Below are 13,061 nucleotides of genomic sequence, written 5' to 3' on the forward strand. Positions count from 1 at the left end.
GGTGACGACGGAGGGCGATAGTAGCAAGAACCCGCCCTGCATGGATGGCGATAGACAGCAATCTACTGATGACAGAGCCACTCGCGTGGCCAAGGTTTTAGTAAAAATTCAGATTCAAAAACGCCAAACCGCGTTCTAATAGCGCCCTGTCGATTCGCCTCAAAGATCCTGGAGTAAGCGATGCCCCATGAAGGCAACCTGTTACAAGCGGCCGTGGTGTTCCTGTTGGCCGCGGTGCTCACCGTGCCCCTGGCCAAGCACCTGAAACTGGGGGCGGTGCTGGGCTATCTGTTCGCCGGTGTGATTATCGGCCCCTCGGTACTGGGCCTGGTGGGCAACCCGCAAAGCGTCGCGCAGTTCTCCGAACTGGGGGTGGTGTTGTTGCTGTTCATCATCGGCCTGGAACTGTCGCCCAAACGCCTGTGGGTGATGCGCAAGGCGGTGTTTGGCGTGGGTCTGGCGCAAGTGTTGTTGACTGCCATGGTGATGGGCGCAGTGGCGCTCTGGGCGTTTGGCCAGTCATGGAACAGCGCGATTGTGCTGGGCCTGGGGCTGGCGCTGTCCTCCACGGCCTTCGGCCTGCAAAGCCTGGCCGAACGCAAGGAGCTGAACAGCCCCCACGGGCGCCTGGCCTTTGCGATCCTGCTGTTCCAGGACATCGCGGCAATCCCGCTGATCGCTATGGTGCCGCTGCTGGCCGGCAGTGACCACACCACCACCGCCGCCCAGGACCTGAACCACGGTTTGCAGGTATTGGGCAGTATCGCCGTGGTGATCATCGGCGGTCGCTACTTGCTGCGCCCGGTGTTTCGCATCGTCGCCAAGACCGGCCTTCGCGAGGTGTCCACCGCCACCGCGCTGCTGGTGGTGATCGGCACCGCCTGGCTGATGGAGTTGGTGGGCGTGTCCATGGCCCTCGGCGCATTCCTCGCCGGCCTGCTGCTGGCCGACTCGGAATACCGCCACGAGCTGGAGTCGCAAATCGAGCCGTTCAAAGGCCTGTTGCTGGGGCTGTTCTTTATCAGCGTGGGCATGGGCGCCAATATCGGCCTGTTGTTCAGCACGCCCTTTGTGGTGCTGGGGCTGACCCTGCTGCTGATCGCTATCAAGTTGCCGCTGCTGTACGCGGTCGGGCAGATGGTCGGCGAACTCAACCGCGAGAGCGCAGTGCGCCTGGGTGTGGTGCTGGCGGCCGGTGGTGAGTTTGCCTTCGTGGTGTTCAAGATCGGCCGCGACCAGGGCCTGTTCGCTCCGCATCTGTACGACGTGTTGGTGCTGACCATCACCCTGTCGATGGCCCTCACCCCGCTGCTGTTGCTGCTGTGCCCCAAGCTGTTTCGACCCAAGACCAAACCGGTGGAAGTGCCAGAAGAGTACCGCGCCATCGAGAGCGACGCGCCACGGGTGGTGATCGCGGGCATGGGCCGTATGGGGCAGATCGTGGCGCGGATCCTGCGGGCGCAGAACATTTCGTTTATCGCCCTCGACACCTCCGTGGAAACCATCGAGCTGACCCGCAGTTTCGGCGGCATGCCGGTGTTTTACGGTGACCCCCAGCGCCCGGAAATCCTGCATGCCGCGAAGGTCGACCAGGCCGAGTACTTTGTGATCGCGATGGATGATCCGGAAATCAACATCAAGACCGCCGAACTGGTGCGCAACCTCTACCCGCACATGAAAATCATCGCCCGTGCCCGCAACCGTCAGCACGTGCATCGCCTGGTGGACCTGGACGCGTCACCGGTGCGTGAAACCTTCTATTCCAGCCTGGAAATGAGCCGCCGCACCCTGGTCGGCCTGGGACTGAGCGAGACCCAGGCCGATGCGCGGATCAACCGCTTCAAGCACCACGACCTGCAACTGCTGACCGCCCAGCACGCGGTGTATGACGATGCGGCCAAGGTGATGCAGTCGGCCCAGGAGTCCCGTGCGGAGTTGGCCCGTTTGTTTGAAATGGACCGCCTTGAGGAAGAGTCCGGGAAGGTCTGAGGATGGATCAGAACGAAGTTGCGAATTTTCTGACAGAATATGACGCAATTTCGTTCATCCATTGGAAGACCTCATGCTCAGCCTCAGCAAAACCGCAGCCCGCCTGGCCCTGGCGCTGACCGTCAGCCTGGGCGCCAGCCCGCTGTTCGCGGCCGCCAAGCCGGCCCCGCTGCCGCCGGATGAATTCCAGATCGTCTCGACCCTGGACGGCAAGTTCACCTTCACCCTGCCCAAGGGCTACGTCGCCGAGGCCTTGCCCGCCGGCGTACAAACCCAAGGCACTGCGGGCGCCAACAGCACGATGTATATCAACAAGGCGTCAAAAAGCGTAGTGGTGGTGGCCCAGACCCTGCGCAACGATGGCATCGACCTGAAGGACGACGAACCGCTGTTTCTCGATAGCGCGGTTAAAGGTTTCCTCAAGGAGATAGGCACCAGCCTGCCGGACTACAAGAAACTGGCGCAGAAGAAACTCCTGGTCAAGGGCGTGGGCCTGCGCCAGGTTGATGGCACCGCCAGCATGGGCGGCGGCAAGACCTTGAACTCGATGTTTCTCGCGGGTTCTGGCAACCGGTTGCTGGTGATACAGGCCATCTCCCGGGCTGAAGATGTGACGGGGCATGAGTTGCTGGTCAGGCAGATTACCAGCGGCAAGTGACATCCTCCTAAGCACCACAAATCCAATGTGGGAGCGGGCTTGCCCGCGATTGCGGTGGGTCAGTTAGTTAGATGTCTACTGACACACCGCTATCGCGGGCAAGCCCGCTCCCACAGGTTTAACTGCATTCCTCCCTACGGCTTGCGCAGCAGGTAGGTGTCCATGATCCAGCCATTGGCCTGGCGCGCCGCCTTGCGCACGCGCTCGATTTCGTCGGCCACTTCGGCCACCTTGCCGCTGATCAGGATTTCATCCGGGGTGCCCAGGTACGCGCCCCAGTAGATGTCCATTTGCTGATCCGCGACGCTCCGGTAGGAGTCCTCGGCGTCCAGCATCACCACCAGCGTATCGGCATCACCGACCTGCCCCGCCGCAAGCCGGCGCCCGGTGGTGATCTCGATGGAACGGCCGATGCAGTTCAGCGGCACTTTATGCTGGGCCGCCAGGGCCTGGACGCTGGTGATCCCGGGGATGACCTCGAACTCAAACGTACAGCTGCCACTGGCCAGAATCGCCTGCAGGATGCGGATGGTGCTGTCGTACAACGCCGGGTCGCCCCAGGCCAGGAAGGCCCCCACTTCGCCGTCGGCCATTTGTTCGTTGATCATCCGCTCGAAAGTCTGTTGCTTGTCGCGGTTCAGATCCTGCACAGCCGTGGTGTAGTCGATCTCGCCACGCACACGCTCGGGGCAGTCGGCTTCGACAAAGCGGTAGGCATGCCCGGCGTCGATGTAGGTCTGGCAGATCTCCCGGCGCAGGTCGATCAGTTTGTCCTTGCTCTGGCCCTTGTCCATCAGAAAAAACACGTCGGTACGGTTAAGCGCCTTCACCGCCTGCATCGTGATGTAGTCGGGGTTGCCGGCGCCAATGCCGATGATCAGGATCTTTTTCATGAAGGTGTTCTCAGTGCGGGGCCGGGATTTTGCCATGTTCGCGCCACTCAGGTCTCGTGCGTTTCCAGGCGCAGACGCCAGACGTTGTTGAAACGCAGCTCGGTAGAAGACAGCGGCTCCACATCAATCAGGTAAAACATAGCGATGGGTGCCTGCATGACATGAAGCAACGCAGCACGAACCACCGCGGGATGCGTCACCGCCAGCACATGGCCGGGCTGCTCTGCGACGCGTTGCAGCCACTGGCTGACGCGCTCGCACAACTGCGTCACTGACTCACCACGGTGAGGCGCGCTGGTGCTGTCGGTGAGCCAGGTCGTCAGTTCGTCGCGGTCGATGTCATTGATATCCCGACCGCGCCAATGGCCCACGTCCATATCGCGCAACCCGTCATCAATCATGGCGTGCTGACCGAACAGCGTCGCCGTTTGCCGGGCCCTGGTCTCAGGCCCGCATAACAGGCGTGGCGCTTTTTTGAAACGTGCGGCCAGCCTCAAGGGCGACGGCGGCGTTTCCAGGGCTTCATCAAGGGCGAAATGCCCACGCTTTTGCGCGCGGGTCGCACCATGGCAAATCAGCGTCAATCGGGTGCTCTGCATGGACGTGCGGCTCTGGTGATCAAGCGAAGCAAACATATTACAACGATCCAGACCCACCGGTTCGGCCACTGGAGAAGTTGACCAACGGTCGCGGGAATGTTCAGATGCCGGCCTGTTTCAGGTGCCTCATGCCGCCGTGCATGGGGTGAAACGGGAAACCGGTACGCTCGATCGAGCAAGTCCGGTGCTGCCCCCGCAACGGTATACGCGTGACCCCTTCGACACACCACTGTGGCCAGAACGCCATGGGAAGGTGAAGGGTTCGATACGCGTGAGCCCGGAGACCGGCCTGGAATTTCTGTTTGGCAAAATCCTGCGGTGGGCGGGCATGGGCCGGTATTGGCGTGTGCTCGATACCTTCTCCTGCGTGCTTCTGCGAAGATACTTTTCGAGAAGACTATGATTTTTCAACGCGGCGTCACTTCTGGCCCAACCTTGCTGTTGGGTTGTCTGTTCAGTCCCCTGCTACTCGCTGACAATAGTGCCCTGGAACTCAAGGCACAGACCGTTTCCGCGCCGTCGGTGGAATCCACCACCGTGGCCGACATGGCCCAGTACGGCAGCAAGGTCGAAATTGTCACCCGCCAACAGATCGAACGCGCCGGCCCCAGCGCAGATATCACGCGGGCGATGCAGATGTTCATCCCCGGTTTCTACGTGGCCCCGAAAAACGGCCCGTTCGACTACGGCACCTATTCCCTGTTGGGCGGGCGCAATGACGACACCCTGATCCTGCTCGACGGCGTACGCCTGAACAACCGCCTGTACGGTGGCCTGTACCTGGATACCTTGCCGGCCAACGCCGTGGAACGCATCGAAGTGCTCAAGGGCGGCCAGAGCCTGTTGTTCGGCACCCAGGCCGTGGCGGGGGTCATCAACATCGTCACCCGCAGCCCGCAGACGCGCGACGTATCCGGCGAAACCAACCTGGGCGTCGATACCTTTGGCGGCACCACCGGCGATGCTCGGGCCGAGCGGATTTTCAGCAATGGCCTGGGCGACCTGGGTTTGCTGGCCTATGTCAGCCATAACGTGTCCGAGGGCTACCAGCCCTTTCGTAACCGCGACATGAGCAACGTCACCGACAAGAAACGCTCCTACGAAGTCACCACACTCGGCGCCAAGGCCATCCAGTCTTTTGGCGATGACTCGCGCCTGGAGCTGTTTTACCAGTACACCGACGCCAACCTGGACTTCGCCGGCGCCACCAACAACCGCAAGACCACCAACGACCGCGTGCAGCAGATTGCCACGGCGACCTTCGAACAGAGCATCAACGAGCGGCTGAGCTACTTCGTCAAGGGCCATATCAACGACTGGGATACCCGCTACTCACGGGTCAACAACACCGCCGACGGCGGCACCGTGGTGCGCAATCACGATGACTACTGGGGTTTTACCGACTGGGGCGTGCAGGCCGAGGGCAAGGCCGAGCTTGCGGGCGGCCATGTGCTGGTATTCGGTACCGACAACCAGTGGTTCAAGGGCCAGGACGATGTGCTGGTCATCGACAACAACAAGGCCGAAGCCCACGCCGTTTACACCCAGTTGCGCCCGCAGATCGACGCCCTGCCCGACTGGCATCCGAGCCTCGGCGTGCGCCACGAAACCATGAGCGGCGGCGACAGCGCCACGGTCGGCATGCTCACCTCGCTCTACGACCTCAACGCCAACTGGGCCCTGCGCGGCCAGTACGGTACGGCCTACAAGCTGCCGAATGCCGAGCAACTGTTCGTCAACGAACCCGGCGACGAGATCGGCAACCGCAACCTCAAGCCGGAGAAAAGCCGCAACGCCGAACTGGGCCTGGACTACAAGGGCCTGCTGGCCGACCGCGAGTTCAGCGCCAGCGTGACCCTGTTCAAGCGCAAGATCACCGACCTGATCACCCTCGACGACATCCAGTGGGTCAACGGCCAGGGTCAGATCCAGGTACGCGGCTTCGAAGCCGATGCCAAGTTGGCGCTCAACGATCAGTGGAGCCTGCAGGCGGACATGACCCGCAACCTGACCGAGTCGCGCACCGGGGTCACCATCAATGATGTGCCGAGCTTCTTCGCCCGCTCGCGGGTGGGGTTCGAATCGCAGAATCGCCTGTGGGGCGCCGGCGCGGCCATCCGCTATATCCACGATGTGACCAGCTCGAAAAGAGTCGAATACGGCCACTATTCGGTGGTGGACGCCGACGCCTATCGCTACCTCGACAACGCCCACCAGCACCGCGTGAGCCTGCTGGTAGAAAACCTGTTCGACCGCGACTACGTCACCAGCCGCTCCAGCAATGTCGACAACCTGGGCCGGCCATTCACCTCTGAGGTGCGTTACACGTATCGCTTCTGATGACTGAGATCACCCAAATCGACGGGGTGGACACCCACCCCGACTGGTCCCGCATCCCCGAGCATGCCCGCCATGTGCTGCTGTGCACCGGCCCGCGCTGCACCCAGCGGGGCGCGTTGCAACTATGGAAAACCCTGCGTCGGCGCCTCTTGGAACACCAGCGCATCGAAGTGCCCGGTGGTGTGCTGCTCACGCGTACCCATTGCCAGTTCCCGTGCAACCTGGGGCCGGTGCTCACGGTATACCCGGAGCGCTGCTGGTATGGGATACACAGCAAGGCCGACGCCGTGCGCCTGGTGGATATGCACCTGGTGGGCGGTGAAGTGGTCGAAGAGCTGTTGATCCGGGAGCGCCCATGAAGCGCCTGGGAGGGTTGGCCATCGCCCTGTTGTGCAGTGCGCCGGCCCTGGCGGACGGCTATCGCAATTGCCAGCAGGATTGGCAACTGCCCCATGCGCCGCCGTCGCGCATCGTCGCCCTGAACCAGCACGCCGCCGATATGCTGCTGGCCCTGGGCGCCGGCCCGGCGCTGGTAGGCGTGGCGTACCTGGATGACAACGGTGCCGCGCATAAACAGGGCAGGTACTTCGGTGTGCCGGTGATTGCCCCGCGCTATCCGGCCAGCGAGGTGTTATATGGGCAGCGGCCGGACCTGGTGGTGGGCGGTTTTGCCACGGCCTTTGGCAACGGCATCACCTCGCGTACCGGGCTGGCCGGTAATGGCGTGGGCTCGTATCTGCTGGAGTCGGCGTGTGCCGGGCGCTCCCTGGATTACTTCGGCCACATTCGCACCGACCTGCTGACCCTGGGCAACTTGCTGCACAAACCGCAGCGGGCCCGCGACCTGATCGAGGCCCTGGACGCTGACCTGGCCAGCGCCCAGGCACTGGCCAAGCCGGCAAAACCCTTGTCGGTGTTTTATCTCGACAGTGAAGTCAACGGCCTGGACAGCGAGGGCCGGCAAGGTTTCGTCAGCGCCCTGCTGGCCGCGGCCGGGGCTCGCAACCTGTTGGCCGGAATCAATCAATACCGGGTCACGGTCAGCAGTGAGACGTTATTGATGAGCGACCCGGACGTGATTCTGCTGGCCGATGCCGTATGGTCCCCGGCCAGCCGTAAACGCCAGCTGCTGACCCGCGACCCGGTGCTGTCGCGCCTGCGGGCCGTGCGGGAAAACCGCATGATCGATATCCCGTTTACCCACCTGGTGCCCAATGTCGGCAGCGGCAAAGTGGTACTGGACCTGGCCCGCCAACTCAAAAATCTGTAGAAACCTACGGTTGTGGCGAGGGGGTTTGTCCCCCGCAGGGCTGCGCAGCAGCCCCAAAACCAGCCACCTCGGTGTATCTGGTAGAACGTGGTGAGGCTGTTGGGGCGGCTTTGCCGCCCAGCGCGGGGCAAGCCCGCTCGCCACAAGAAAGGCCAGTGGTGGGTAGCCCTCTGTCCCCTGCAAGCTCGCCTTATCACCACAATGGGACTCATGACTTCTGGTCAAGAGTGATTTGAACAATCGTGGGTGTTTGCGCAGGCGCGTGCGGCTGATACTCAACGCCATTGTTCATGCCACAACAGGAGTCACTCATGTCTATTCCCGCATTCGGTCTTGGCACTTTCCGCCTGCAAGGCCAGGTGGTCATCGATTCGGTCAGTACCGGCCTGGACTTGGGCTACCGGGCCATCGATACCGCACAGATCTATGAGAACGAGGCCGATGTCGGCCAAGCGATCGCCGACAAGGGTATCCCCCGCGATGAATTGTTCATTACCAGCAAGATCTGGATCGCCAATTTTGCCGAAGGCCAACTGATACCCAGCCTCAAGGAAAGCCTGCGCAAGCTCAAGACCGACTATCTGGACCTGACCCTGATCCATTGGCCATCACCGCAAAACCAGGTGCCCGTCGCCGAGTTCATGGGGCAGTTGCTGGAAGCCAAGCGCCTGGGCCTGACCCGGCAGATCGGTGTTTCCAACTTCACCGTGGCGCTGATGAAAGAAGCCATCGCCGCCGTCGGTGCCGAGAACATCGCCACCAACCAGATCGAACTGCACCCGTACTTGCAAAACCGCACCGTGGTGAATTTCGCCACGCGCCACGGTATCCAGATTACGTCGTACATGACCCTGGCCTACGGCGAAGTGCTCAAAGACCCGCTGATCCAGGCGATTGCCCAGCGCAACCAGGCCACGCCCGCACAGGTCACCCTGGCCTGGGCCATGCAATCGGGGTATGCGGTGATTCCGTCCTCGACCCAACGCGCCAACCTGCAGAGCAACCTCAAGGCCGTGCAACTGACCTTGAGCGAAGCCGATATGGCGCAGATCAACGGCCTTGAGCGTGGCCATCGCCTGACCAGCCCCAAGGGCATTGCGCCGCGATGGGACTGAGCTAAACCACCGGGCTGCGCGCCAGTTCCCGCAGCCATGGCAAGACCCGCAAGCCGCTGACCGGTGACGGCGGGTCGATGATGCCCATGAAGTGTTCCAGGGCGACACTGTCGAGCGCGCCTGGCAAACGCATCAGGACCAGGGGCGCAAGAGAGACCGCTGGCTCCAGGTCCTGGTCGGCATAGACCAGCACATGGCGCACCTGCGGATGTTGCTGGCGCAGCACCCACTCCCCGCCGGCGCTGGCGGCCAGGCCCGCATGGATGACCAGCACATCAAAGGGCTCGGCCGGGATGTCGGTGAGGATCAGTACTTCCTCGACAGTCTGCACCGGGACGATCCGGTAATAGCCCAACTGGTTAAGCATTTTTTCGATGTGCAGCCGTTGCAGGTGCTGTTCATCAGCGATCAGGATGGTCAGTGCTTTGGTGGGCATGGCAAGTCCCTGAGCAGGTCGCGCTCGTGGCCGGAAGGAGCGCGCTACTGTTCCAGACATAAATGGTCTACAAAATCAGCGGAGTTCCCCCAGAGCGTAGGATTTCTCCCAAATCCTACCTTTGAGCATGATCGCAGTAGTCCGTCAGGGCCTGATGCAACTGGTCAATGGCTTGCTGCACGCCCGCCACCGCAGCGGCCAATGCCTGAGGGTCGCGCTGTTCACAGGCGGCTTCCAGCGCCTCACAGTGGCTGACCAATACCTGGGCCGAGACCAGGCGCGCGCCGCCCTTGGTGCGATGAGCCAGGTCATGCAACTGGGCATAGTCGTGTTTATTGGCCAACGCCTGCAGTAGCGTACGGTCGGCGGCAAGGCTTTCGAGCAGGGGGGCCAGCAACTCCTTGATGGCGTCCACGTCGGAGCCGGTCAACGCCAGCAACCGACTCAAGTCCATATCCGGCATGACGTCAGCCTGCACTTCGGCCTGGACCGACGGCTTGGCGGTACGTGACGCAAGCGCGGCATGCAGGTCCTCCAGCCCCGTGGGCTTGAACAGGCAACCATCCATCCCTGCCGCCAGGCAACGCTCGGTTTCTTCGGGCTGGGCGTTGGCGGTAAACCCCAGCAACAGGCAAGGCGCCAATCCCCGGGCACGCTCATCGGCACGGATTTCCCGCGCCAGGTCATAGCCATTTTTCAGCGGCATATTGCAGTCCGTGATCACCCCGTCGAAACGCTCGGCCTGCCAGCGCTCCAAGCCTTGCACACCATCGTTGGCGGTGGTGATGCGGTGCCCCAGGAAGCTCAGTTGCCGGGTCAGCAATTGGCGGTTGGCGGGGTAATCATCCACCACCAGGATGTTCAACATGTGAGCTGGCGACGCGTCCAGTGCAACCGACTCATGCTCGGCGCTGGTGCTGGACGCCACCGCCAGGGACAGCGTGACCTCTACGCGGGTCCCCTGCCCCAGCCGGCTGCTCAATTTCAGTTGGCCGCCCATCATTTCACACAGGCTGCGGCTAATCACCAGGCCCAGGCCGGAGCCACTGCGCGCCGACTGGTCGGTGTTGCGCCCCTGGACAAACGGATTGAACAGCCGCGCCTGGTCCTCGACGCTGATACCCACCCCGCTGTCTTCCACCACCAGCCGCAGGCTCACGTAGCCATTGGCGACTGCCGGCGAGCCTCTGGCGCACAAATGCACATGGCCCTTGGCAGTAAACTTGATGGCATTGCTCAACAAATTGGAGACCACCTGCTTGAAGCGCAACGGGTCGATCATCACGTAACGGTCCACCAGCGGGTCCAAATCAACCTTGAGCATCAGGCCCTTGGTCCGTGCCAGCCCTTCGAAGATGCGGGCCACCGAGGCCAGCAGTTCGCGCGGGTTCGACGGTTCCAGGGTCAGGGACAAGTGGCCGGACTCGATCCGGGCAATGTCGAGAATGTCGCCGATCAACTCCAGCATGCCCCGCGAAGCATCAGAGGCCACCGCCAGGGCATCGTGGTCGATACGGCCCTGCTCGGCGTTTTTCAGTGCCAACTCGATCATGCCGATCACCGCATTCATCGGCGTGCGGATCTCGTGGCTCATGGTCGCCAGGAACGTGGTCTTGGCCCGATTGGCGGCGTCTGCCCCCTCCTTGGCCTCTTGCAGTTGCCCCAGCAAACGCTGGCGCTCACTGACGTCCACCCACCCGGCAATCATGCCCACGACCTTTTCGTCACCGTCGCGGTAAGGCAGCATCCAGTGATAAATGGTCAGGGTCGCCCCGCCCGGCACCTTGAGCACACGGTCGTGGATCTGCGGCTCTCCGCGCTCCATCAGGCGCAAGTAGTCTTCGTGGTAGGACTGGGCCTGGGGGTGGTTGCCGGTGTCAGTCTCGACCACGGTCTTGCCAATCACATCTTCGAGCCGGAAGCCGAACACATTGAGGTAGGCACTGTTGCACGCCATCAACCGGCCCAGGCGGTCACGCACATAAATCGGGTGCGGCGTGCCGTCGATCAGCACGCTCATGAAACGCATCTGGTCGCTCAGCGCGCGCTCGGCCTGGCCGCGCTTGCGAATCAGGCTGCGCAGGTAAATCGCCCACCCCAGGGTGATCGTCAACAGCAGCGCGGCCACTGCGAACCCCTGGATAATCGTGTTGCGGTGACGTAGCCAGTAACTGTCATCAATCACCACTTCGCTACGCCAATGATTGGTCAGCTCATCCATCTCCTGGGGCGTGATACTCAAGAGCGCCTTGTCCAGGATCGAGTACAACTCCAACTGGCCGCGCCCCACACCAAAGGCCACTCGCGCGGGCTGCGAGCCGACCGTGCTGGTGATGCGCAGGCGATCACGGTAGTGCTGGGCGATGATGTAGCGCGCAATGATCAGCGCGTTGACCGTCGCGTCCGCCGTGCCACTGACGACCAACGCCATGGCCTGCGCGGAATCCTCGGCGTCCACCAAGTGGATATCGGGATATTCGCGGCTGATGATCTCGCGCTGGACGCTGCCGCGGATGACCGCCAGGCGCTTGCCCGCCATGTCCTCGATGGTGATCGGACGGCTGCCATCGTCGCGCGAGATCAGCACAAACGGGTTGTTCAGGTACGGGCGAGTAAAGCGGATCAGGTCCTCACGGGCCATGCTCGGGGTGATGAACGCGATCATGTCCGCGCTGCCCTCGCTGACTTGGCTGACTTGACGGGGCAGTGACTCACCACGCACCACATCGAACTTCAGGCCGGTGCGCAAGCTGATCTGGGCCAGCACTTCGGCGCTCAACCCTTGCAGTTGCCCGTGCTCATTGAAAAAAGACAACGGCTGGAACTTGTCGAGCGCCGTCACCTTGACCCGTGGGTGCTTGTCCAGCCAACGCTGCTCACTGGCGCTCAGGCGCAGGCGCTCGCGGCCAACCACCCCCAGGTTGCCGGCGCTCCAGCGCCGCAGGATTTCCATCTGCTCACTGACCGGAATCATCTCCAGCGCCGCATTGACGATGCGCAGCAGACGCAGATTGTCGCCGTCGACTGCGAACGCGAAGGGGTTGACCTCCAGGCTGGAAAAATCAGCCATGCGCACGTTATTGAGATGGTTTTTGTTGATCAGATAATTGGTGCTGATGGCATCGCCCAGATAAACGTCCGCCTGGCCGAAGGCGACGGCACCAATGGCCTCGAAGGTCGAGGGGTAAAGCTGCAAGGAGGCGTTGGCGTAATAGGCGGCCACTACCTCAGGCTGCATGTAGTGATAGAGCATGGCCAGGCGCTTGCCCTCAAGCTCGGCGCTTAGGGCCTGGCTGTCACCGACACGCGTCACCAGGGTCGGCTGGTCGTTGGCGTACGAGCGCGAAAGCTTCAATTGCCGATCCGCCGCCTCGTAGCCATTGGCTGTGCCCAGGAAGTCCACCTCACCACGCTTGAGAGCCGCGATGACGTCGTCCCGATGCTCGTAGCGCTGGACCTGGATGGTCACGTTCAACATCTGCGCGATCAATGCCGCGTAATCGGCGGTGATCCCCTCCAGTTCGTCGTTGTTGTTCGTCAGATCGAAAGGCGCATAGTCCGGGGCGGACACCCCCATGACCAGCGTGCGGCGCTCGCGCAGCCAACGCCAGTCCGTCTCTTTGAGGTGCACCTGCGGGACGTCGAAACTCGAGTGCCCCAACAGGTGCAGTTGCTGTGGCGCGCCCAGCGCCACGTTGATAATGAGTGACAGGCTCGCCAGCCAGAGTACCGCGAGCCACTTGCCAAGAGACGTCGACATG

10 protein-coding genes and 1 riboswitch are annotated in these 13,061 nt (G+C 62.2%); of the genes, 6 read left to right on the forward strand and 4 right to left on the reverse strand.

Translation table 11 applies throughout. The annotated features are described in order from the left end of the window. Positions 1–180 precede the first annotated feature (180 nt). On the forward strand, positions 181–1,989 hold the full coding sequence (locus HKK57_RS26425; RefSeq protein WP_070995227.1) for a monovalent cation:proton antiporter-2 (CPA2) family protein: 1,809 nt from the start codon (positions 181–183) through the stop codon (positions 1,987–1,989). Positions 1,990–2,062: 73 nt separating this feature from the next. After that, a complete protein-coding gene (locus HKK57_RS26430; RefSeq protein WP_029293097.1) occupies positions 2,063–2,647 on the forward strand; it encodes a hypothetical protein in 585 nt (194 codons plus the stop codon). Between the two features lie 134 nt (positions 2,648–2,781). Here the strand turns inward: HKK57_RS26430 and cobF are convergent, their stop codons facing one another. Both cobF and HKK57_RS26440 read right to left on the reverse strand, forming a co-directional pair. Then, on the reverse strand, positions 2,782–3,540 hold the full coding sequence (gene cobF / locus HKK57_RS26435) for a precorrin-6A synthase (deacetylating) (protein ID WP_169391129.1): 759 nt from the start codon (positions 3,538–3,540) through the stop codon (positions 2,782–2,784). A gap of 47 nt (positions 3,541–3,587) precedes the next feature. Continuing rightward, positions 3,588–4,139, reverse strand: coding sequence for a histidine phosphatase family protein (locus tag HKK57_RS26440; RefSeq protein ID WP_169391261.1), 552 nt, complete (start codon positions 4,137–4,139; stop codon positions 3,588–3,590). A 102-nt stretch (positions 4,140–4,241) separates the two neighbouring features. Then, positions 4,242–4,446: riboswitch (cobalamin riboswitch) on the forward strand. Positions 4,447–4,538: 92 nt separating this feature from the next. Between HKK57_RS26440 and HKK57_RS26445 the strand changes: the two genes are divergently transcribed. The 4 genes from HKK57_RS26445 to dkgB all read left to right on the forward strand — a co-directional run bounded on the left by HKK57_RS26445 (position 4,539) and on the right by dkgB (position 8,864). Beyond that, on the forward strand, positions 4,539–6,479 hold the full coding sequence (locus tag HKK57_RS26445; RefSeq protein WP_029293103.1) for a TonB-dependent receptor plug domain-containing protein: 1,941 nt from the start codon (positions 4,539–4,541) through the stop codon (positions 6,477–6,479). Then, a complete protein-coding gene (locus HKK57_RS26450; RefSeq protein WP_029293105.1) occupies positions 6,479–6,838 on the forward strand; it encodes a (2Fe-2S) ferredoxin domain-containing protein in 360 nt (119 codons plus the stop codon). Before HKK57_RS26445 ends, HKK57_RS26450 begins: the two co-directional genes overlap by 1 nt. Further along, positions 6,835–7,749: an ABC transporter substrate-binding protein gene (locus tag HKK57_RS26455; RefSeq protein ID WP_029293107.1), complete on the forward strand. Its 915-nt coding sequence runs from the start codon at positions 6,835–6,837 to the stop codon at positions 7,747–7,749. The genes HKK57_RS26450 and HKK57_RS26455 overlap by 4 nt, the downstream gene beginning before the upstream one ends. Positions 7,750–8,060: 311 nt before the next feature. Then, positions 8,061–8,864 carry a 2,5-didehydrogluconate reductase DkgB gene (gene dkgB, locus HKK57_RS26460; protein WP_169391130.1) on the forward strand — a complete coding sequence of 268 codons (804 nt, stop codon included), beginning with the start codon at positions 8,061–8,063 and terminating at the stop codon, positions 8,862–8,864. A 1-nt stretch (position 8,865) separates the two neighbouring features. Here the strand turns inward: dkgB and HKK57_RS26465 are convergent, their stop codons facing one another. Both HKK57_RS26465 and HKK57_RS26470 read right to left on the reverse strand, forming a co-directional pair. Beyond that, the gene (locus HKK57_RS26465; RefSeq protein ID WP_029293111.1) at positions 8,866–9,300 is read right to left on the reverse strand and encodes a hypothetical protein; all 435 of its coding nucleotides are present in this window, start codon (positions 9,298–9,300) and stop codon (positions 8,866–8,868) included. Positions 9,301–9,415: 115 nt separating this feature from the next. Then, the gene (locus HKK57_RS26470; protein WP_169391131.1) at positions 9,416–13,060 is read right to left on the reverse strand and encodes a transporter substrate-binding domain-containing protein; all 3,645 of its coding nucleotides are present in this window, start codon (positions 13,058–13,060) and stop codon (positions 9,416–9,418) included. Position 13,061 lies beyond the last annotated feature (1 nt).

Origin of the sequence: Pseudomonas sp. ADAK21 (genome assembly GCF_012935735.1) — a bacterium.
Lineage (GTDB): Bacteria > Pseudomonadota > Gammaproteobacteria > Pseudomonadales > Pseudomonadaceae > Aquipseudomonas > Aquipseudomonas proteolytica.